This window comes from Halolamina litorea (genome assembly GCF_026616205.1).
Classification (GTDB): Archaea; Halobacteriota; Halobacteria; order Halobacteriales; family Haloferacaceae; genus Halolamina; species Halolamina litorea.
Genome location: NZ_JANHGR010000003.1, coordinates 86,395 through 107,752, shown reverse-complemented (window position 1 = coordinate 107,752; position 21,358 = coordinate 86,395). Strand labels below are relative to the sequence as shown.

Genomic DNA, 21,358 nt, shown 5'->3' with positions numbered 1-21,358 from the left:
CCCCACAGCGACGGGCTCTCGGGGGAAGAAAGGTGTTGCTTACATTACGTACGTCTCGCATGGGTTGCGACGACTATGCAACAGGTGTTGACTGATCGAACCGGACGGATGGTACTCGCTGCCTTCGCCGCCGCGCTCGTCGTGACCGCAGGGATCCCGGGCGTCGTCGCCGGCGCGCCCGCGGCCCTGCAGGCGGCTGACTCATCGACCGCCCTGACGGAGTGTGGCCCGATCGACGAACCGGGAACGTACGAACTCCGGGGCAACGTCACCGCGCCCTCGGCCGGCGACTGCCTCACGGTCCGGGCCGACGGCGTGACCATCGACGGCAACGGCTACGCCATCGTCGGCAACGAGAGCGGCATCGGTGTCGCCACCGACGGCGTCACCGGCCTCACTGTCACGAACGTGACGTTGACTGGCTGGTCGACCGCCGTCTCCGCTACCGGAGGCGCGGAGAACGTGACGGTCCGGAACAGCACGATCACGAACGGCGCGCTCGGCGTCGCCGCCTTCGGCGGGAGCACGAACCTCGTCGTCACCGACACGCACATCCACGACCTCGCGGGCACCGGTATCCACCTCCGGGCCGACGACGGCCACATCGTCGGGAACGAGATCGAGGCCACCGGCGGCTTCGCGGTCGACGTCGCTGCCGGCGACGGTGTGCAGGTTTCCGACAACCGGATCAACGCCACCCGTGGCGGGATCGAGGTGACCGACTCGGCCGGCGTAGCCATCAGCGGGAACGAACTGCGCTCGGTCAACGGTACCAGCATCCACCTCGCCGGGGAGGGCGGCGACTGGCGGGACGACTACCGCGGGAACGCGCCGCTGTTCATCGCGGTGATCCTCTCGCCGCCCGAGCCCATCGGGCCGACGGAGATCGTCGGTAACACCGTCGCCGACGGCGACGGGAACGGGATCCTCGTTCAGGACGCCTCCGACGTGACCGTCAGGCAGAACCGCGTGGTTCGGAGTCGGGACGGCATCCGTGTCGGCGGCACGAAACAGGTCAGCATCGTCAACAACACCGCGGTCGCGAACCGCGACGACGGCATCTCCCTCGCCGGCTCGGCCTGGGGTCTCATCGACAACAACACGGCCCGCGCCAACGCCGACGACGGCTTCTACGTCGTCGGCGACGACGCGACGGTGACCGCGAACCTCGCGGCCGAAAACGGCGACGACGGGCTCGACGCTCAGAACAGTACCGGCGTCGTCGTCCGGGGGAACCGGTTCCTCGACAACCGGAACGACGGCGTGTTCTTCCGGGGAATCGTCGACGGCGTGATCGAGGACAACGAGGTCGTTCGCAACGACGATGACGGTGTCGACCTCCGTGGCACCGTCGGGGTGCGCGTCGTCAACAACACCGTCTGCGGGAGCGGCGACAACAACCTCATCTCGCGTACCGGAACCCGAGGAACGGTCGTCCGGAACAACGGCTGTTGAGCTAACTCACGTTGGGCGGTCCTCCCCCCCCCCCAACTCCCGATCCATCACCCTTCTCACACCCGTCGACGGCGCACGAGTAGCGCGACCGCCAGCGCGACGGTCGCCAGCACCGCGCCGAAGCCCGGGATCTCGGTCGTCGTCGTCGCCGTGGCCCCGTCGGTGTCCGTGTCGGCGAGGACCTCGACCGTGACCGACTGGTTGCCGACCGTCGCGTCGTAGTTCCCCGCGGCCATCACCGAGCGGGAGAACGAGACCTCACGTTCCTCGCCCGCTGGGACCGAGACCGTTCGCGTCTCCAACTCCTCGCCGAACAGGTGCAGGGTCACTGTCCGGTTGCCGTTGGCGGTCCCGTTGTTCCTGACCGTCGCCGTGACGGTGAAGCGCTCGCCGGCGCCGACCGCGCCCTCCTCGACCCGGAGCGAGGAGACGCTGATGTTCGGCACGCGCGGTTCGACGACGATGATCCGTGTCCGTCCCTGATCGACCTCGACGGCTTTCCGGCCGGCCGAGTCGAACTGTCGGCTGAACGTCAGCGTCCGGCGCTCGCCGGGCACGAGCGAGAGCGATCGGCTCTCGATGACGGTCCCCTCGACCTCGAACTCGACGGTCTTGTTGCCGGTCGCGTTCCCGTTGTTCACCACGGTCGCCTCGACGACCAGCGTCTCCCCGGTCAGCAGGCTGTCGTTGAGGAACGTGACGTTCGCTTGCCCGATATCCGGCTCCGGCTCCGGCTCCGGTTCGGGCTCGGGCGTCGGCGTCGGGTCGGGTTCGGGCTCTGGTTCAGGCTCGGGCGTTGCTGTCGGCTCGGGGTCCGGCTGTGGATCCGGCGCGGCGTTGCCGCCCTGCTGGCCGCCACCGCCAGCGTCGTTGCCACCGCCGCCAGTGTTCCCTCCGGCGTCGTTATCACCGCCGCCAGCGTCGTTGCCACCGCCGCCAGTGTTGCCGCCACCACCGTTGTTGCCGCCACCACCGTTGTTCCCGCCAGCCTGGCCGACGGTGACCGTCGTGGTCGTCGTGGCGGTCACCCCGCCCTCGGTCGTGATCTGGAGGGTCACGTCGTAGTTGCCGGCCGAGTCGTAGCTGTGCTGGACCGACGTTCCCCCGACGCCCGCGGTGGCGCCGTCGCCGAACTGCCACGTGTACTCCACGATCGGGCTTGCGGCCGTCGACTCGCCGGCCCCGAACGTGACCGAGTCCCCGGCGGTCGGGTCGCCGGTGTTCACGTCGATCGAAGCAACCGCGGCGTCCGGATCGCCCACGGCAAGCGTCGCACTCGTCGTGTTCGTCTCGCCGTCCGCGCCGACGACGGTCAGCCGGATCGTCTTCCGCCCGGCCGTCTGGAACGTGTACTCCGTTGTCGGCCCGTCGGTCCTCCTGTCGATGGTCCCGTCGCCGTCGAAGTCCCACTCGTAGCGCTGAATGCCGACCGCGTCAGCGTCCTCCCCGCCTTCGTCGTCTCCGTCATCACCGTCGTCAGCGTCCTCCCCGCCTTCGTCGTCTCCGTCATCACTGTCCTCTCCGTCGTCACCATCCTCGCCGCCCTCTCCGTCATCGCCGCCGTCGTTCGGCTCACCGTCGGTCGAGCCGTTCGCATTCATCACGACGGTCTCGTTGACCGTTGCTCCGTCGGGGACCGTCAGGACGGCCGTCGGCGGCGTCGGTGGTTCGACGACGGTCGTGGTGGTGGTGTTCGTCGCCGTCTGACCGCCAGTGTCGACGACGGTGACCGTCACGTCGTACGTGCCGAGCGCCGCAAACGCGTGCTCGACCGTGGACGCGGTGGTGTTGGCCTCGACCGTCCCGTCGCCGTCGAAGTCCCACTCGTAGTGGTCGATCCCCTCCTCGTCGGCCGAGCCGCCGGCGTCGAAGGTGTTCGTCCGGTTTCGGGGGACCTCCGCCGGCCCGACGACGGCCGCCGTCGGGGCGTCGTCGACCGGCCGGACCTCGATCTCGGCCGTCGCCCGGGCGCTCTCGCCGTTGCTGTCCACGACGACCACCGCGGCGGTCACGTTCCCGGGCGTCTCGTAGACGTGTTCGAACGTGGCGTCGGTCGTGTTGGCCTCGGCGGTGCCGTCGCCGTCCACGTCCCAGCGGTACTCCGCGATCCCGCGGTCGTCGCTCGAGTCGCTTGCGTCCAGTACGACCGGCGTGTCCTCGTCGACTACTGCGGACGCGTTGAGGCTGACGTTCGGCGGTTGGTTCGGCGGCAACACCTCGACCGCTCGTGTCGCGGTGTCGCGCTCGCCATCATCGTCGATGACGGTCACCGACGTTTCGACGCTACTGACGCCCCGGTAGCGGTGTTCGACCGTGGGGCCGGTGGTGTTGGCGTCGACCGTGCCGTCGCCGTCGAAGTCCCACTCGTAGCGAACGATCCGACCTTCGTCGGTCGAATTGCTCGCGTCGAGGGCAACAGACCGATTGACCGTCACCTGCTCGGGGGCCGTCAGCACGGCATCCGGCGGGGTCGCGGGCAGCCTCGCGACCGTGGTGGAGGTGTTCGTCGCCATCTGGCCGCCGGTGTCGACGACGGTGACCGTCACCTCGTACGTCCCGGGGGCGTCGTAGGTGTACGCAAGCGTGGGCGCGTCGGTCGTGCTCTCGGCCTCGCCGTCGCCGTTCACGTCCCAGCGGTACTCCGTGATCCCGCGGTCGTCGCTCGACCCGCTCGCGTCGAACGTCACTTGCGTCCCGACGGTGGCGTTCGCCGGCGCGACGAGGCTGGCGTTCGGCGGCTGGTCGGGCGCGAGCACGTCGAGCGTGACGGCGGCTGTGTCCCGCTGGCCGCCGGTGTCGACGACGGTGACAGTCGCTTCAACGTCCGTTCCGGTGGCCCCGTAGGTGTGTTCGAGCGTGGGGTCGGTGGTGTTGGCGTCGACCGTGCCGTCGCCGTCGACGTCCCACTCGTAGCGGTCGATACCCTCTTCGTCGGTCGAGTTACTCGCGTCGAAGGTGACCGGTTCACCGACGGTCGCCTGGTCGGGACCGTCGAGCGCCGCGGTCGGTACGTCGTTAACCGCCCGGACTCGGACCTCGGCGGTCGCGCGCGCCTCCTCGCCGTCGGTGTCTACGGCGACCACCGCGGCGGTCACGTTCCCGGGCGTCTCGTAGATGTGTTCGAACGTGGGCTCCGCCGTCGTGCTCTCGGCTTCGCCATCGCCGTCAACGTCCCAGCGGTACTCCGTGATCCCGCGGTCGTCCGTCGAGTCGCTGGCGTCCAGCACGACCGGCGTATCCTCGTCGACGGCCGCCGGAGCGTCGAGGCTCGCGTTCGGTGGTCGGTTGGGTGCTCGTACCTCGATCGTTCGTGTGGCGCTGTCGCGCTCGCCGTCAGTATCGACGACCGTCACCGTCGCCTCGACTGACCCGGCCTCGCTGTAGGTGTGTTCGAGCGTGGAGTCGGTGGTGGTGGCGTCGACCGTGCCGTCGCCATCCACGTCCCACTCGTAGCGATCGATCGGCCCTTCGTCGGTCGAATTGCTCGCGTCGAGGGTGACCGGCTCGCCGGTCGTCGCCCGCTCGGGCGCCGTCAGCGCGGCCTCGGGCGGGGTCGCCGGCGGCGTCACGTTCACCGCCAGCTCAGCCGAGTCGCCGTTGCCGTAGGTGTCGAACGCCGTCACGCTGACCGTGTAGTTCCCCCGATCGGCGTAGGCGTAAGCCGTGGTGGGCGAGGTGGTGACCCGATCGACCGTGCCGTCGCCGTCGAAGTCCCACTCGTACCCGCCGATGGCCCCGTCGTCGGTGGTCCCGCTCGCGTCGAGCGTGAACGTCTCGCCCGGTTCGAGGGCGGACGGGCCGGTCACCGCCGCGGACGGCTCACCCTCCTCGCAGCCGCCGGGGTGGATGAACACGCGGCGGTCGAGGTCGAGTTGGCGAACCGACCCGTCGGCACCGACCACGCGCCAGCTCTCCATCCGGTACTCGTCAGTCCCGGAGTAGGTCCAGAACCCCCAGCGGTCGGCGTTGCCGTTGAACCCCGGCGTGATCGTGATGGTGTCGGCGCCGCCGATGCCGCCGTAGACGCCGCCGTCGGTTCGGTTGTCGGCCCACTTCCAGTCGACGGACGTGGTCGTCTCGCCGATGTCCCACTCGTCGTCCCGGCCGGGGTACTCGTCGTCCTCGACGATCCACTCCCCGTCGGCGGGCAGCCCCGCGAAGTCCATCGTGAGCGTGCTGCCGCCCGCCTCGTCGCCCAGTCGGTCGTGGACGACGACGAGGCTCGTTCGGTCTGGGCTCTGGTAGAACAGCATCGTGCTCACGTGTGTCTCCTGGTACTCGAGGGTCCCGTAGGAGCTGAACGTCGGCGCTGCAGGGTTGCCCGTGATCTCGGGGTTGGGGTTGCGGTAGTCGTAGAACGTCGCGGCGTCCTCGTCGCCGTCGACAGGGTCGACTACGGTACAGGTCGTCCCCTGGGCGACGGCGTAGGCTCCGGTTTCGGCTTGTTGGCCAGTCACGACCGTCGTGCCGGCGATCGGAGCGATGACGAGCGCGATGACGAGCAGTAGCACGGCTGTGACCGGGAAACGGTCTCTCATTAGGACGCGACTGGTGGCCTCGCCGGCTTTGTTATAAGTCTATTTCGCGGACCCCCGGCCGCAACCTCGTCGCCGTCACGCGGTGCCGGCAGCCCAGCCGGGAACCGACATACGGTGGCAGGACCGCGTCACCACGAGATGGCAGGCAACGAGTAACAATCGGTTGGGTCGTCGTACCGCCGGGCGAATCGCCGACACCCCGGCGAGCACACAATGTACCGAGGACACACTACGGCGGTCGTCATCCCGGCGTACAACGAGGAAGGGTTCGTTGCTGACACGATCGAGTCCGTACCGGCGTTCGTCGACCGGATCTACGTCGTCGACGACGGCTCGAACGACGGCACGTGGGCGGAGATCAGAACGGCCGTCGACCGCGCCGCCGGGCGGGGCGACGACGACGGCGACCGTGTCGTCGCTATCCGTCACGAACGGAACCGTGGCGTCGGCGGCGCGATCAAGACCGGCTACCAGCGCGCCCGCGCCGACGATATCCAGCTCACCGCGGTGATGGGCGGCGACGGGCAGATGGAGCCGGAGATGCTCGGCGACCTGTTCGACCCCATCGTCGACGGCGACGCCGACTACACCAAGGGGAACCGTTTTCTCGCCCGGGCGGGCCACAGCTCGATGCCGAGCCACCGGTTCGTCGGGAACGCCATCCTGGGCGCGCTCACGAAGATCGCCAGCGGCTACTGGACCGCCGGCGACCCCCAGAGCGGCTACACCGCCATCTCGCTGCACGCCCTCGAGACAGCCGACATCGACTCGATGTACGAGTTCTACGGCTACTGCAACGACATCCTGGTGAAGCTCAACGTCGCCGGCCTCCGGGTCGTCGACGTCCCCCGACCCGTCACCTACGGCGACGAGGAGAGCCACATTCGCTACCGCACGTACGTCCCGCGGGTCTCGCTGATGCTGTTCCGGAACTTCCTCTGGCGGCTGCGGACGAACTACCTCGTCTTCGACTTCCACCCGCTCGTCGGCGCTTACGTCGCCGGCGTCGTCGCCTCGGTCGCAGCGGTCGGTGCCGGAATCTGGGCGCTCCCGGGTGTGGGAACGGCCGCGACGCCCCTCGCCCGAGGCGCGGCCGCACTGGGGTTCGGACTCGTTGCGCTGCTCGCGTTCACGTGGGCGATGGCGATGGACCGGGACGCCAACGCGCATCTGGACGACGCCATCTCGCCGGCTGACGACCGCGCCGAGGCGACCGCCGACCTCCCGGTCGCCCGCAACGGCGAGAGCCCCTCTGACGCCGAGCAGTCGTCGGCGTCGACGGCGGATGCCGACGGCCACGGCCCCGGGTACGTCGTTCCGGAGCGGTTCCCGGACCGGCCGGCGGCCGACGAGGAGGGGGCGACGGGACCGAACACCGCCTCAGACTGAGCCGACTGCAAGTCGCCCTCGACTGAGCAGCTACCCTTCCGTCCGACCGCGCCGGCCCGCCGCCGCCCTCGACCAGGCCAGCCGCTCCCGGTTTCACTCTTGATCCGTGACTGGGACGTTCACCGTCCCTACTCCGGATATACGCCAGCTAACAAACAGCCACCACTTGCCTGTATGGGCCATGTTCGGAACGAGCGGTATCCGTGGACGGTTCGGCGACGACGTGACGGCTGGGACTGCGCTCTCCGTCGGTCGAGCGATCGCTTCCGAGGGGAACGGCCGGGTCGTCGTCGGACGCGACCCACGGTCGACGGGCCGCATCCTCGTCGACGTGGTCTCGGCGGGGCTCCGCGAGTGCGGCGCCGACGTGGGCCACCTCGGCGAACTCCCGACTCCGACGATCGCGCGTGCGGTGGAGTGGTACGGCGCCGACATGGGCGTCGCCGTGACCGCCTCGCACAACCCGCCCGAGGACAACGGCCTGAAGCTCTGGAGCGCCGACGGCTCCGCGACCGTCGGGACCGAACTGGCCGCGGTCGAGGACCGGATCCGGCGGGGGGAGTACTCGACCGTCGGCTGGGACGAGATCGGCACCCGCCATCGGTTCAACGGCGCGCGTGGCCGCCACGTGGACGCCATCGTCGACGCCGTCGAGATCGACCCGCCGCTCCGCGTCGTGCTCGACGTGGGTCACGGGAGCGGCCGGCTGACGGCGACCGCGCTCCGACGGCTCGGCTGCACGGTGACGACACTCGACGGCACCCCGGAGGGGTCGTTCCCCGCCCGACAGAGCGAGCCCACCGCCGAGAACTGCAAGATGCTTCGACAGACCGTCGCCGGCAGCGACGCCGACCTCGGGATCGCCCACGACGGCGACGCCGACCGGATGCTCGCGGTCACCGAGTCCGGCCGGTTCGTTCCCGGCGACGTGCTGTTGGCACTGTTCGCCCGCCGCGAGGCGACCGCCGGTTCCCGCGTGGCGGCCCCCATCGACGCCAGCATGACCGTGGCCGACGAACTCGCCTCGGTCGGCGCCGACGTGACCTACACCCGCGTCGGCGACGGCTACGTCGCCGAGCGGACGACCGAGCCGGACGTGGTGTTCGGCGGCGAGCCCAGCGGGGCGTGGATCTGGCCGGAGATCACTCGCTGTCCCGATGGCCCCCTCGCGGCGGCGAAGCTCACGTCCATCGTCGCCACCGACGGCTCGCTGGACGCGCTCGTCGACGACGTGCCCGCGGTCCCGATCCAGCGCCGCAACGTTCGCACCGAGCGAAAGGACTCGGTCGTCGAGACGGTCGCCGAGGCGCTCCCCGACGACGGCCGCGTCACGACCGTCGACGGCGTCCGGGTGGACCTCGACGACGGGTGGTTCCTCGTCCGCGCCAGCGGGACCCAGCCGCTCGTCAGGATCACCGCGGAGGCGCGCGACGAGGAGCGCATGGCATCGCTGCTCTCGACGGCCGAGGAACTCGTCCACGAGGCCATCGAGTCCGACCGGCTGGAGCAGCGGACGGTCGATTGAGGCGGGTCGGGGTGAGGCGGGATCGGGGGCGATCACGCCGCCAGCGGGGCGACTACGGCAGGAAAGACGGTGAAACGCGGGCAGACGGATGTTGGAGGGCGGGATCCGGGCGGCGACCCGTGACGCGGCGGACCGACTGGGGAGCGAGCGGGTCCGCTACCGGGCGTTTGCGTTCGGAAGCGTAGGGAGGGTTAGTACGTCGTCGCAACCGTGATGGCTAGGAGCAGCACCACAGCGGCGCTCGCGATCACGTGGGCACCCGACAGCTGTGCCGCGAAAAACACCGACGTGAACGCCAGATAGCCGGCTCCATACCGTCGGTCGAACGGTTGCTCCTTCGCCTCCTCCGCTTCCTCCTCGTTCTCGCCGTTCGCTACGTCCAGGTACTCGTACAGGGGCTCGATGTGCTCACCAGGCTCGATCCGTCCTCGGGACTGGTTGAAGTCGATCACGTCCACGTCGTCCATCTTCGGGAGGTGACACTGGTAGAGTCCGATGTACACCCGCTTGCGCTGTTGGGCGTTCAGCTGCCGGACGGTAGTGTCGTTCTCGATGGCGGCGATGTGCTCGGCCAGTTCGCCGATGGTGACCGTCTCCTCGCGGTCGCGCAGGAACTCGAGAACGAGCTGGCGCCGCCGGTTCCGCAGCATCTCGAAGATGATGTCCAACGAGGGTTCGGTGGACTCCTCCGCCGCCGGCGCTTCGACATTCATTTCGTCGCTCCCAGGACCTGACGGTGTGAGACCCGAGTCGATCCCCGTATCGACCTGGCCCGCCCGTGTGTCTCCCATGTTATCAGACATGATCAAAATGGGTATTGGTATCTACTACCATTATTCTTGTGCTATTCTCCAATCCGTCGGGAGTGTTTGTGGGCAACATGGGATCTTTGCCGGACACGTGGGATCTCGGGTGTACCGATGTGCGAATCCCAACGCGTGTCACCGACGTTTCATTCCCTACTGACCAATACAGTTAGTTATCCATCGCATACCGGGCTGAAATGGCCGTCATACTCCGAATATGTGGGGCCCTCGACCACGGTTATTCGTCACACGAAGTATGTTTTTGACGGTCGGCGACCGACCCCCGGAACGCGGTGAATAACAGGTGCATAGCCGCTGCAAGCGCCGAATAACAATTCAGGGACGGTGTATCTACGGGACGTTGCCCGAACCTCGGGGCACACGACAACGATGACCCGACACACGTCGAACCTACTGACCGATAGACCGTCCGCCTGCACCCCCTCGTCGACCACACCGTCCGGCGGGGTGGGGGCCATCAATCATCGGCGCGCGCGCGCCGATCACCGGAGGGAACCATGTGTGGAATAACGGCCTGTGCCGCACCGCGCGGCACGGACGTACTCGAGACGCTGGTCGACGGGCTGCGGAACCTGGAGTATCGCGGCTACGACTCGAGCGGCGTCGCGGTACGAAACGACGACGGGCTGACGGTCGTTAAGCGTGAGGGCGAGATCGACGTGCTCGCCGACGCGCTCGCTGACACCGCACCGGCCGGTGCTGTCGGCATCGGTCACACCCGCTGGAGCACGCACGGGCCGCCGACCGACGCCAACGCCCACCCCCACACCGGCTGTACGGACGACGTGTCGGTCGTCCACAACGGTATCGTGGAGAACTACGCCAGCCTGCGCGAGGACCTGCTCGCGCGCGGTCACACCTTTACCAGCGAGACCGATACCGAGGTCATCCCCCACCTCATCGAGATGTACCGTGGTGAGGGGCTCTCCCCCGAGGACGCCTTCCGAGCCACTATCGAGCGTCTGGAGGGCCGGTTCGCTGTCGCGATGCTCGTTGACGACCACGAGACGGTGTTCGCCGCGCGCGACGGGTCGCCGCTCGTCGTCGGCGTCGGCGAGGACCGACGGTTCCTCGCCAGCGACGTGCCGTCGTTCCTCGAACATACCAACCGCGTGGCGTTCCTGGAGGACGGCGACGTGGTAAAGCTCTCCCCGGGCGATCACGAGGTCACCGACCTCGGCGGGCACCCCGTCGACCGCCCGGTCCAGACCGTCGACTGGCAGGCCGAGGACGCCCAGCGCGACGGGTTCGACCACTACATGCTCAAGGAGATCCACGAGCAGCCGGCCGCGCTCGACCGTGCGATCCAGGGCCGCATTACCGACGACAACGACGTGCGACTCGAAGGGTTTCCGGCGGGCGAGTTCGCTGATGTGGGGGCGGTCCACCTGATCGCCTGTGGGACGTCGTATCACGCTGCGCTCTACGCCCAGCAGCTACTGGCGAACCGGGACATCCCGGCGCAGGTGTTCAGCGCGGGCGAGTACACGACGACCCCCGCGCCCGTCAGGGACGACACGCTCGTCGTCGCCGTGACCCAGAGCGGGGAGACAGCCGACACGCTGTCCTCGCTCGATATCGCCGCCGAGCGCGGCGCGCGCACGCTCGCGGTGACGAACGTGATCGGCTCGACGGCGGCGCGGACCGCCGACGACGCGCTGTTCATCCGGGCCGGCCCGGAGATCGGCGTCGCCGCGACGAAGACGTTCTCCTCACAGGTGGCGGTGCTCGCGCTGCTGGCCGAGCGCATCGCCGAGGACGTGTCCGGAACCGTCCACTCCGACCGCGAGGCGCTGCTCGCGGCGCTCGAGCGGCTGCCGGCGGACGTTCAGGACACCCTGCAACGGTCGCCCGTGGAGTCGCTGGCGACGGAGCTTCGCGGCCGCGAAGAGCAGTTCTTCATCGGTCGTGGGTACGGCTACCCGGTGGCGCTCGAGAGCGCGCTGAAGTTCAAGGAGATCACCTACGAGCACGCCGAGGGGTTCGCTGCGGGCGAACTCAAACACGGCCCGCTCGCGCTGGTGACCTCCGACACGTCGGTGTTCGCCGTCTTCACCGGACGCCACGACGAGAAGACCCTGAAGAACGTCGAGGAGGTCCGCGCCCGTGGCGCGCCGGTGGTGGCCATCGCCGCCGAATCCGACCACGAGGTCGCGGAGGCCGCCGACGAGTTCCTACCGATCCCGGACACTCACCCGGTCGCGGCGGGGCTGCTCGCGAACGTGCAGCTCCAACTCGTCTCCTACCGCGTCGCGGACCTGCTCGGCCGTTCGATCGACAAACCACGGAACCTCGCGAAAAGTGTCACCGTCGAGTGATTTGCCACGCGGTCGGTTCTCCCCGGCCGCGGTGGCTTGGGGGGCTTGAAACGAGATTCGCCCCACACAATGTCCACGAAGGAACAGAACACCCTGACACAGGACACGGTTTACGACCTACTGAGCAACGGGCGGCGACGGTTCGTCATCTCGCGGCTCCGGCGCGCCGAGGGACCCGTCTCGGTCAACGACCTCTCCGAGGCGGTCGCCGCGTGGGAGAACGACGTTCCCGAATCGGAACTCACGGACAAACAGATCAAACGCGTCTACGTCTCGCTCTACCAGATACACATCCCCAAACTCGACGAGGCGGGGCTGGTGGACTACGACAAGGACAGCGGCTTGGTCGAGCTAACTCCCGCTGTCTCGGAACTCGACAGCTACCTTCCCGAACAGGAATCCGACGAGGACCGACCACGACGGTGGCTGCTCCTCTATACGGCGATCGCGTTCGTCTCGCTCAGCCTGTACGGCGGCGTGTTGCTGTTCCCGGACACGTTCGGGTGGATCTCCGTGACGGCGCTCAACATCGCCCTGTTCAGCGTGATCGTGATCACGACGGCGACGCATTACCTACTCGAACAATGGCGCTGAGTCCACCCCCCACACCGGCTGCTCCGAGCTGTGTGGGCGAACTATGCGGTCCTGCCCACCCGGCGACGGCCGGGGGCGCCGGAGGTGGTTAATCATGGACCCTGACTGGAACACTATCGGACACGTCATCAGCTCGAACCACCGAACGAAGGTACTCGGCCGGCTAGCCGACAGCCCGGCGACCCCGACCCAGATCGCCGCGGACGTCGACCTCGCGTCGACGCACGTCTCGCGGGCACTGAACTCGCTGCGTGAACACGGTCTCGTCGAACTACTCGTCCCCGAGGACCGCCGGAAGGGGCGCGTCTACGGGATCACCTCGGAGGGTGCCGAGACGTGGGAGTTGATCCAGTCGAAGGGGCTGACCAAGTGAGTGAGGACCCCACGGAAGCCGGCCCATAACGAAGCGAGAAAGCGTACTACGAACGGTCGCATGCGAGCGAAACTACTCGGCGCCGTCCTGTTCCTGATCGCGATCGTTGCACTGTTCATCGAACGCCGCACCCGCCCCGAGTTCGCCGACACCGCCGCCTGAGTCCCTTCACGGTGCTTTTGAGGAGGGGACGTAGAGATCGTCTTCCCAGGCTCGCCGCGCCCGTAGCGACGCTGCGCCGTCGTCTGTGAGCGCGTAGTAGTTGGTGCGGCGGCTGATCTGGCCCTTCTCGACCAGCCCCTTCTCGACCAGCGTATCGAGGTTGGGGTAGAGCCGGCCGTGGGTGATCTCCGTATCCAACGTGGCTTCGAGCTCGTTGGCGATCCGTTGCCCTGACGGGTGATCGAACCCGGCGATGACGTAGAGCAGATCACGCTGGAAGCCGGTTAGCTCGTGGACGGAAACGACCATGTCCCGGATGAGCCGCGGCTCGGGTATTGTTAGTCTTTGACAACGGCCGCGCTGTTTGTCAGTCGGCTTTTCCGGCCTGCGGCGTCGACGGTGCGGCCGCGGCCGTCGACGAGCGACGGAATCGCGGGGGTTCGAAGTGGTGGGCTGCGATTCCATACATCGGAACCTACCACCCCGCGAGTCGCGTTAGGAACCGTCCTCGTACTCCCGGTCGTCGTCCCCACTCTCCTCCCCCGGACAGAGTAACTCCGGGCTGCGCTCGAACTTCGACCGTTTGATGAACTCATTGATGCGGTTCATGTCGGCTTCGGTTATCCCCGGCATGACTCGTACACTCCACAGGAGAGGGCATAGTAATGCGACTCATAGACACAGGTAAGACAGGTATAACGTCTCGCTGCCGGAACAGTCGGTATCTGCCGCAGTCCCCCGATTTCGCCCGTGGCGGTCTCACGAACGACCCCCTGACGCTCACCGGTTCGGACTAGTCAGCGCGAATATCCGATTTCGTGTGGGTGTCTCTCAGGGGTCGTAACGCTTTTTTATACGAGTTTCGAAGCGGGGGGTGATGACTTGTCAGAGGAGGGCCGCACGCAGCGAACGCGAGTTCGGTGGTGTCGTCGATGACGGCGCCAGTGTGGCTATCAGCATCGTAACTATGGTCGCGGATCGCGAGGGCGTCGAGCCCCAGTCGCTTGACACGCCGCTTTACGAAGCGGTCGACCCGGACGCCTTGGCAACGCTGGTCCAAAGCGCCCCGGAGACACAACTCACGATCAGCTTCAACTACGCGGGCTACCGCGTCACCGTCGTTTCGGACGAGGAGGTCGTCGTCGACGTCACCCCGCTCGCGTAGCGACTGACCCCAGCCCTCCCTCAGCGGTCGCGAGTAACTGCTTCGCCGAGCCCCGTCTGACTGCTGGGTGACAGCGTCACGCCGGCGTCGATGCTGGTGTTGATGCCCGTTTTGACCCCACGGCCGATCACCGCGCCGAACTTCCGGCGCCCGGTCGAGCGCCGCTGTCCTTTCACTGTCAGCTTCACAGGCGCGTCGTCGTGTCTGAGGTTCGCGACGACGGTGCCGGCGCCGAGGTTCACGTCGTCGGCGAGCAGGCTGTCACCCACGTAGGAGAGGTGCGCGACGTTCGTCCCCTCGCCGATGACGCTGTTTTTGATCTCGACGGCGTGTCCGATGTGGGCGTCCGGCCCAACGAGCGTCGCCCCTCGGATGAACGCGTTCGGGCCGACGCTCGCACCAGCGCCGATCAACGCCGGCCCCTCGATCGTGACGCCGTCGTGGACCGTGGCCCCTGACTCGACGACGACCGGACCGTCGAGGGTCGCCCCCGCGGCCACGTCGCCGTCGACGCGCGTGGTGAGTTCATCGAGTTTCCACTCGTTGGCCGCAAGCAGCTCCCACGGCCGCCCGACGTCGATCCAGCGCGCGAACGGGACGGCCTCGACGTGGCCGCTCCGACAGAGGTCCTCCAGCAGGTCCGTGAGTTCGAACTCCCCGCGCTCGCTCTCGTCGATCCCGTCCAGTGCGTCCCGCGCTCGGCTCGGGAAGGTGTACGCGCCCGCGTTGACGAGATTGCTCTCGGGGTCGGCGGGTTTCTCGGTCACGCCGACGACCCGCCCGGCGCCGCTGCCGCCGTCCCACGAGAGCGCCTGTTCGTAGTTCCCGGCGTCCGCGGGGGCGCCGTCCTCGAGCGTGAGCACGCCGTATTGAGTCGGGTCCTCGGCGACGTACGAGCCGACCGACGGGACCGCGTCGTACACCCGCGACAGCGACGGCGTGTCGTAGAGCGCGTCGCCGTTGAGCACGACGAAAGGGGCGTCGACCAACTGCGAGCGCGCGGCCAGTACGGCGTCGGCAGTCCCCCGCTGCTCGTCCTGGCGGCAGTACTCGATGGGGACCCCCGCGTGGCGGTCACCGAGCGCCGTGCGGACCTGCTCGGCGCCGCAGCCGACGACGACGACGAAGCGCGAGGCACCGGCCGCGACGGCGGCGTCGAGCGTGTGAGCCACCAACGGCCGCCCAGCGACCGGGAGGCAGGGTTTGGGGGTTTCCTCGGTCAGTGCGCCCATTCGGCTTCCCTCGCCGGCGGCGAGAACGACAGTCTGCATGGCCACGTACCGTCGCTACGGGTGGAAAGTAACACACCGGCTAAACGCGCGTCCCCGGCAGTACGTATATGTTCGATGGCCGAGAACTGTCGGCTATGTCCCGTTTCCGTGATCTCCCGCACGACCGGCCGTGGCTCACGCTCGCGCTCTCGGTGCTGGTCGTCGAGGTCGTCGGCGCCTCGGGCTCGCTGTTCACCGTACAGGGGCTGGACACGTGGTACGACACCCTCGTGCGCCCGGCGTTGGCGCCGCCCAACTGGGTGTTCGCGCCCGTCTGGACGACGCTGTTCGCGCTGATGGGTGTCGCCGCGTGGCTCGTCTGGCGCCGCGCGCGCTCCTCGCCGCGTGGTGCCCGAATCGCGGCGCTGACGTTCGCCGCACAGTTCGTCTTCAACCTCGCGTGGTCGGCGGTGTTCTTCGGACAGCAGGCTATCGGCGCCGGCCTCGTCGTCATCGCGGTGCTGTGGGTACTGATCGTGGCGACTATCGTGACGTTCGCCCGCGTCGACCGCCGGGCCGGCGCGCTCCTGATCCCGTACCTGCTCTGGGTCTCGTTCGCGACGTACCTCAACTACGCCTTTTGGACGCTGAACTGACGCTGACGCTCGGGTGCCGATACCCGGCGTCCTCGGCCGTTCTCAGGACTCGTCCGGGCAGATGTCCTCGCGGACCGCCGCGGCCACGTCGGGGTAGGCCTCCTGGATTACTGGCCAGTCCACGTCCATGAACTCGCCGACGCGGTCGGCGACGACCTCCTCGACGGCGGTCTGCTCCGGGGGATCGAGTCGCTCGGCGTGTTTGACGTACTGTCGCTCTCGCGGGGAGAGCAGCGCGCCCGAGTCGCCGGTGGTCACGCGCTCCAGACCGTATGACCGCCGGGCCGACACGGTCGAGGAGAGGCGTTCAGGCAGGTCCCGAAGCGGGCTATCGACCGTCTGGGGGTCGGTCCAGGTGTCGTCCTCACTGTCGGCCGGTGTCTCCGTGCTCCCGTCGCCGGGGGTTGCGTCGATGTCTGAGTCGTCTGGGGCCATCACCCCGCCAGTGCGCGGGAGCCACCATAAACCCGAGCGACCGTTAACGCGTAAATCGGGTGCTACGGCCCTGAAGGGTGGCCTTATCGGCTGTTTCACTCGGCGAGTGAGCCGAGGGATCGGGTCGGAACCCGGGCCGGGTTAGAAGTTGTCGAGAGCCTCGTAGCTGGAGTCCAGCGAGCGCTGGATCACCATCTCGGCCTCGTTGGTGTGGGTCGTGTCGAACTTCGAGAGTTCGTCCACGGCGGCTTCGGCGGTGTCGATGTAGGCTTCGAGCACCGTCGGGAGGGTGATGGCGTCCTTCGACATGAACTGGGCGGCGACGGAGCCGAGGTGGGACACGTCGTTACAGAGCCGCGCACACTGGGCGTACTGCGGGCCCTGCTCCAGACAGCGGTCGGCGCTCCACGCCGCCACCTGACTCACGTCGATACAGTCGTCGAGGCACTCGCGGGCCTCGTCGGTGAGGTGGTCCGCGAACGCCTCCGGATAGAGTTCGCTGGGCTGGCTCGCCAACTGGCTGGCGCCCGCCTGCGGGGCGGCGCCGAGTTGGGACTGTACGGGCGTGGCCTGGGGAATCCCCGCGGCGAACGCGCCGCCGTACGGCTGCTGGCTCGGCTGTCCCGCCGCCGTCGTCGCGGCCGGAGGCGTCGTCGGCTGCTGGACCGACCACTGCTCGCCAGTGACTGGCTGCTGTTCGGTCATCGGCTGCTGTTCCGTGACCGGCTGCTGGATCGTCGACTGCTGGCTCGGGACCGGCTGCTGCTGCTGACCCGCGATGGGCTGCTGCTGGGCCACGGGCTGCTGACTCGGCATTGGTTGCTGCTGACCCGCGATGGGCTGCTGCTGGGTCACGGGCTGCTGGCTCGGTATCGGCTGCTGTTCGATCACTGGCTGCTGGGTGGGTTGTCCGGTCATCTCCTGTTGGGTCGGAATCTGCTGTTCGGGTGTCTGTACGCCCGGGTTGCCCGGGTTGTTCGTCGACTGCGCCTCGGCCGCACGCTGGGCGCGACGCCGGTTCGCCCGCCGTTCGCGCCGCGCCGCCTGCTGTCGCTGCCGCCGTTCGCTTCGCTCGCTCTCGCGTGATCGCCGCTCGCTTCGTCCCGCCTTTCGTCGTCGGTCAGTGCTCATTGGTGGTCACGTCCGGGGATCCGGACAGGAGCGACCACTCGCCGGGACCGGAAAAACTCGCGCGATAGTTAATCTGGATTCAGGTCTTTCGGCGCTTCTAACCCGTGATATCGGCTGTATCGCCCGATGTGTGTTTCGTGAAACAGCGACCTACTTTCCCAGGGTGTGTCACTCGAACACAACCTACCTCGCCGGGGCGGCGACGGCCGTCGTCGGCCGACCGACACAGGCCGGTCCTAAACGCCTTCACTGTCGAAGCCGGGCGGCTATAGCCCGAACCCGACTGGGGTCTGGTAGACCCGAGCGTGCGACTCCCGGGCGGCGACCCCCGCGACGGGACGGCGTCACCACGTGGCGGGCGAGCCTCATGTTCGACTGTGCCCGCGTCGTCGGCGAGATCGCCGCGTCCGACGACCCGCGACTCGACGAGCAGTACTGGCGATGCCTTCCCGCCACCGACGGCAGACGGCCGGTGTTGCTGATCGGCGTCGTCCACGACCACCCCGCCAGCATCGCCCGTGTGACCACGCTGTTGGAGTGGTTCACCCCCGACACGCTCGCCCTCGAACTCCCGCCGCTGGCGATGCCGCTGTTCCGTGGCTACGCGCGCGACAGCCACCGTCCCCCGCGCTTGGGTGGGGAGATGAGCGCGGCGATCCAGGCCAGCGACGCCCCGACGGTCGGCGTCGACGCCCCGACGTTGACGTACCTCTCGCGGCTGGTCGAAACTATTCGCCGGGAACAGCCGCCCCGAGACGTGGTGGGCCGTCTCGTCAAGGACTTCGGTTCGATGGCCGCTCACGCAGTCTCGACCCGTATCGCCAGCGTCGTCGCCGACAGGACCCCGGCCCGACTCCGGGTGTACGAGCCGATCGAACACGACTGCTCGCTACTCGACTCCGAGAAGGAACAGGCCGACCACGAACGGTCCTACCTCTCCCAGCGGGCCGCGCTGTTCGGCGCGATCCACCCCCCCGAATCGACCCGCCTCATCGACGGTGCCCGTGACGATGCGATCGCGGCGCTCGTCCACCGGTCCCGGGCCGACGGCACGGTCGTCGCCGTCCTCGGGATGGAGCACCTCGACCCCGTCGCGGCGGAACTGCGACGCCTGTCGAGGGGCGGGTCGAGGTCGAGCGGCGGCGATTAGGGGCCGACCCATCCCCGGCCGGAAGTACGGCTTCGGTCATGAAGCTCCCGAACTACGGGCACCGACGAGAGACTGTACGGTATGTCGTCGAGTGGCACACCGCGGGTCGACGGCGGCGGCCGTGGCGGCGACTCGGCCGCTCCGGCGCTCACGCGGGCCGACGAGGGCAAACGTGTCGTCACCACCGACGGCGAGGTCGTCGGGCATATCGACCGGACCGAGGCCGACGGCGTGTTCGTCCGCCCCCGTGCGGAGTTGATCGCTGGCTACGGCTCGCTGCTCAACAGTTGCTGGGAGCGAATGGGATCTTTCCGACTCGACGAGTCGGCGGTGACTGCTGTGGAGGAGGACGCCGTCCGTATTCAGGCAGGGGCACCAGGTAACGTGCTGGGCCAACAATCACGCTAACGGGGAGAATCCGAACCGATCCTACCCCACCGCATCCGATCTAGAGGTTCTTCTTCAGGTGGATCTCGTCGCCGGCGATGGAGTCCACTTTCGACTTCCGGAGTACTACGTCCTCGTCGTCCTCGGACCAGCCGAGGCGCCGCCGGACGCTCCGTGAGAGGTTCTCGGATGGGGTGATGTGGAGGCGCGTTCCCTCCGCACGGCTCACCATTCCCACCTCGTCGCCGTCTGCGGTTACTACACGTTTCCCTTGGTCGCTATCGTTGAAGTTTCGTACCATTGTGGTCACCGTCTGCAGTCGATAGGTGCGTCGGCCATCGCTCGACGGCCGATGAACACCCCGACCTGCAGTGACCCATTCGTCGATATCGCGTATGACGGTTCACCATCGACTGTAAACCGGACTATACGTCGGCGAGTACGACGTGCCTGTCCTCCAGAAATCGCCGCCAAACTAACCGGGGCCCCCACGATGTTCACCCATGTGCCCGTGTGCGACGATCTCCGTGGGGGTCGAACAGTTTCGCCTGGCAGACACTCTACGCGGGTCGCCGCCGATCCGGGTGGAGCTCGAGCGGGTCGTCCCGCTGAACGGGCGGGTGATGCCGTACCTCTGGGTCACCGGCGTCGATACCGACGAGGGGCTCCGGCGGCTCAGGGCCGACCCCGACGTGGTCGAGAGCCGGGCGCTCGCCGAGGGCCGGGACGGGCTGCTGGCCGGCATCGACTGGCACGATAGTCACCCCCTGCTCGACGCGCTCTCGGGGGCCGGCGCTACCTGCCTCCGGGGCGTCGGCGGCCCGGAGGGCTGGCAGTTCTCGCTCCGGTTCCCGACCCGTGACTGTCTGGCGACCTGCTACCGGGAGTGCAGTGAGGACGGTGTCGACCTCACCGTCGACCGGATCCATGCGACTTCGTGGTCGGCCGAGGGGGGCCACGATACGGTGCTGACCGACGTACAGCGCGAGACACTGACGACTGCGCTCGAACGCGGCTACTTCTCGGTCCCGCGGTCGACGACGCTCCAGGACCTCGCCACGGAGTTCGACGTGTCCGACACGGCGATCTCCCAGCGGATTCGGCGGGGGGTTGCCCGGTTGCTCGCCGCGGAGCTGTCGGAGGGGTAGGGCGACGAGGCAGTTGGCGCCGGCGACACATCTATACGGGTGTACAGACAATGTACACACGACATGAGCACGAAGCGCGTGAACTTCAGACTCCCCGAGGAGCTGATCACGCAGGCGGACGTCGCCGCTGAGGTCACCCACAAGAACCGGACGGAGGTGCTCATCGAGGCACTCCGTCAGTACCTCGCGGAGAAGGAGTCCGACGAGAGCTTCCGGGAGGCGGTCGTCGAACTCTACCTTGACGACCGGATCGAGTTCGAGAAGCTCGCGGAGGTCATCGGCCGGCAGGACGCCGAGGCGGTCCGTTCCTCGAAGAACGTGCTCGACCGTGGCGAGGACCTCGCCGAGAAGCTGGCTGACCGGTGAATGATCGTCGTCGACACGAGCGCGTTCGTCTCCCTCGCCGTCGGTGGCGCCCTCAAGGAGACGCTGGCGGCGTTCGACGTGGTGACGACACTATCGGTGTTCGACGAGCTCGAAGCGACTGCCGAGTACGACGACCGGCACGGAAACGGGGCAGCAGCTGTGCTCGCCGCTGAAGACGCAATCACCGTCGTCGACCACGACGGTGCAGAGTTCGAGACGAGCCGCATCGACGCCGGCGAGGCCAGCTGTGCGGCGGCGGTGCAGGAACTCGATGCAGCGTTCCTGATCACAGACGACTACCGCGCGCTCCCCGAACTGGAGCGCCTGCTCGACACCGACGTTGCGCTCTCGCCGATCGTCCTTCGCGCGCTGGTCACGCGTGGCGCCCTTTCGGAAGCCGAGGCAGAGGGGGCCTTCGACGCCATCGCCGACGGCCGGGACTGGCTCGGCGGGCCGATCCACCGGTACGCTCGCCGGCTGTTCGACTGATTCACGTATATGGTCCACCGATCAGCTCGGCTTGTAAGG

At 68.0% G+C, this 21,358-nt stretch carries 21 protein-coding genes; 13 read left to right on the top strand and 8 right to left on the bottom strand.

What is annotated here, in order from left to right:
- The first annotated feature begins 108 nt into the window (after nucleotides 1-108).
- The gene (locus NO998_RS14835; protein WP_267648067.1) at nucleotides 109-1,455 is read left to right on the top strand and encodes a right-handed parallel beta-helix repeat-containing protein; all 1,347 of its coding nucleotides are present in this window, start codon (nucleotides 109-111) and stop codon (nucleotides 1,453-1,455) included.
- A gap of 56 nt (nucleotides 1,456-1,511) precedes the next feature.
- Here NO998_RS14835 and NO998_RS14830 read toward each other — a convergent pair whose 3' ends face one another.
- On the bottom strand, nucleotides 1,512-5,966 hold the full coding sequence (locus NO998_RS14830; RefSeq protein ID WP_267648066.1) for a PKD domain-containing protein: 4,455 nt from the start codon (nucleotides 5,964-5,966) through the stop codon (nucleotides 1,512-1,514).
- Nucleotides 5,967-6,206: 240 nt separating this feature from the next.
- On the opposite strand from NO998_RS14830, the gene NO998_RS14825 reads away from it, so the two are divergent.
- Both NO998_RS14825 and glmM read left to right on the top strand, forming a co-directional pair.
- Nucleotides 6,207-7,382 carry a glycosyltransferase family 2 protein gene (locus NO998_RS14825; protein ID WP_267648065.1) on the top strand — a complete coding sequence of 392 codons (1,176 nt, stop codon included), beginning with the start codon at nucleotides 6,207-6,209 and terminating at the stop codon, nucleotides 7,380-7,382.
- 181 nt (nucleotides 7,383-7,563) lie between these two features.
- Entirely contained in the window at nucleotides 7,564-8,907 is a 1,344-nt protein-coding gene (gene glmM / locus NO998_RS14820; protein WP_267648064.1) for a phosphoglucosamine mutase, read from the top strand.
- Between the two features lie 191 nt (nucleotides 8,908-9,098).
- Here the strand turns inward: glmM and NO998_RS14815 are convergent, their stop codons facing one another.
- Nucleotides 9,099-9,620, bottom strand: a complete 522-nt coding sequence (locus NO998_RS14815; protein WP_267648063.1) for a DUF7344 domain-containing protein — start codon at nucleotides 9,618-9,620, stop codon at nucleotides 9,099-9,101.
- A 611-nt stretch (nucleotides 9,621-10,231) separates the two neighbouring features.
- Here NO998_RS14815 and glmS point away from each other — a divergent pair.
- The 3 genes from glmS (at nucleotide 10,232) to NO998_RS14800 (ending at nucleotide 13,019) form a co-directional block, all read left to right on the top strand.
- Entirely contained in the window at nucleotides 10,232-12,052 is a 1,821-nt protein-coding gene (gene glmS / locus NO998_RS14810) for a glutamine--fructose-6-phosphate transaminase (isomerizing) (RefSeq protein WP_267648062.1), read from the top strand.
- A gap of 69 nt (nucleotides 12,053-12,121) precedes the next feature.
- Nucleotides 12,122-12,646 carry a DUF7344 domain-containing protein gene (locus NO998_RS14805; RefSeq protein ID WP_267648061.1) on the top strand — a complete coding sequence of 175 codons (525 nt, stop codon included), beginning with the start codon at nucleotides 12,122-12,124 and terminating at the stop codon, nucleotides 12,644-12,646.
- A gap of 94 nt (nucleotides 12,647-12,740) precedes the next feature.
- Nucleotides 12,741-13,019, top strand: a complete 279-nt coding sequence (locus NO998_RS14800; RefSeq protein ID WP_267648060.1) for a winged helix-turn-helix domain-containing protein — start codon at nucleotides 12,741-12,743, stop codon at nucleotides 13,017-13,019.
- Between the two features lie 168 nt (nucleotides 13,020-13,187).
- Here the strand turns inward: NO998_RS14800 and NO998_RS14795 are convergent, their stop codons facing one another.
- Both NO998_RS14795 and NO998_RS14790 read right to left on the bottom strand, forming a co-directional pair.
- Entirely contained in the window at nucleotides 13,188-13,490 is a 303-nt protein-coding gene (locus NO998_RS14795; protein WP_267648059.1) for a PadR family transcriptional regulator, read from the bottom strand.
- 186 nt (nucleotides 13,491-13,676) lie between these two features.
- Nucleotides 13,677-13,814 (bottom strand): hypothetical protein, encoded by a 138-nt coding sequence (locus tag NO998_RS14790; protein ID WP_267648058.1) that lies wholly within the window; start codon nucleotides 13,812-13,814, stop codon nucleotides 13,677-13,679.
- A gap of 244 nt (nucleotides 13,815-14,058) precedes the next feature.
- On the opposite strand from NO998_RS14790, the gene NO998_RS14785 reads away from it, so the two are divergent.
- A complete protein-coding gene (locus tag NO998_RS14785) occupies nucleotides 14,059-14,346 on the top strand; it encodes a HalOD1 output domain-containing protein (protein ID WP_267648057.1) in 288 nt (95 codons plus the stop codon).
- Nucleotides 14,347-14,366: 20 nt separating this feature from the next.
- On the opposite strand, the gene glmU is transcribed toward NO998_RS14785, so the two are convergent.
- Nucleotides 14,367-15,617, bottom strand: a complete 1,251-nt coding sequence (gene glmU, locus NO998_RS14780) for a bifunctional sugar-1-phosphate nucleotidylyltransferase/acetyltransferase (protein ID WP_267648056.1) — start codon at nucleotides 15,615-15,617, stop codon at nucleotides 14,367-14,369.
- A 95-nt stretch (nucleotides 15,618-15,712) separates the two neighbouring features.
- Here glmU and NO998_RS14775 point away from each other — a divergent pair, with 95 nt between their 5' ends.
- Nucleotides 15,713-16,213: a TspO/MBR family protein gene (locus NO998_RS14775; protein ID WP_267648055.1), complete on the top strand. Its 501-nt coding sequence runs from the start codon at nucleotides 15,713-15,715 to the stop codon at nucleotides 16,211-16,213.
- A gap of 42 nt (nucleotides 16,214-16,255) precedes the next feature.
- Here the strand turns inward: NO998_RS14775 and NO998_RS14770 are convergent, their stop codons facing one another.
- Nucleotides 16,256-16,648, bottom strand: coding sequence for a hypothetical protein (locus NO998_RS14770; RefSeq protein ID WP_267648054.1), 393 nt, complete (start codon nucleotides 16,646-16,648; stop codon nucleotides 16,256-16,258).
- Between the two features lie 141 nt (nucleotides 16,649-16,789).
- A complete protein-coding gene (locus tag NO998_RS14765) occupies nucleotides 16,790-17,779 on the bottom strand; it encodes a four-helix bundle copper-binding protein (RefSeq protein ID WP_267648053.1) in 990 nt (329 codons plus the stop codon).
- Nucleotides 17,780-18,146: 367 nt separating this feature from the next.
- Between NO998_RS14765 and NO998_RS14760 the strand changes: the two genes are divergently transcribed.
- The gene (locus tag NO998_RS14760; protein WP_267648052.1) at nucleotides 18,147-18,929 is read left to right on the top strand and encodes a hypothetical protein; all 783 of its coding nucleotides are present in this window, start codon (nucleotides 18,147-18,149) and stop codon (nucleotides 18,927-18,929) included.
- An 81-nt stretch (nucleotides 18,930-19,010) separates the two neighbouring features.
- The gene (locus NO998_RS14755; protein WP_267648051.1) at nucleotides 19,011-19,337 is read left to right on the top strand and encodes a hypothetical protein; all 327 of its coding nucleotides are present in this window, start codon (nucleotides 19,011-19,013) and stop codon (nucleotides 19,335-19,337) included.
- Nucleotides 19,338-19,377: 40 nt separating this feature from the next.
- On the opposite strand, the gene NO998_RS14750 is transcribed toward NO998_RS14755, so the two are convergent.
- Entirely contained in the window at nucleotides 19,378-19,617 is a 240-nt protein-coding gene (locus NO998_RS14750) for a DUF2171 domain-containing protein (protein ID WP_267648050.1), read from the bottom strand.
- A gap of 283 nt (nucleotides 19,618-19,900) precedes the next feature.
- Here NO998_RS14750 and NO998_RS14745 point away from each other — a divergent pair, with 283 nt between their 5' ends.
- From NO998_RS14745 to NO998_RS14735, 3 genes are all read left to right on the top strand, one after another.
- Nucleotides 19,901-20,464, top strand: a complete 564-nt coding sequence (locus NO998_RS14745) for a helix-turn-helix domain-containing protein (RefSeq protein WP_267648049.1) — start codon at nucleotides 19,901-19,903, stop codon at nucleotides 20,462-20,464.
- Between the two features lie 63 nt (nucleotides 20,465-20,527).
- Nucleotides 20,528-20,830: a ribbon-helix-helix protein, CopG family gene (locus NO998_RS14740; RefSeq protein WP_267648048.1), complete on the top strand. Its 303-nt coding sequence runs from the start codon at nucleotides 20,528-20,530 to the stop codon at nucleotides 20,828-20,830.
- Complete coding sequence (locus NO998_RS14735; RefSeq protein WP_267648047.1) at nucleotides 20,831-21,319, top strand: PIN domain-containing protein; 489 nt, start codon at nucleotides 20,831-20,833, stop codon at nucleotides 21,317-21,319.
- Nucleotides 21,320-21,358 lie beyond the last annotated feature (39 nt).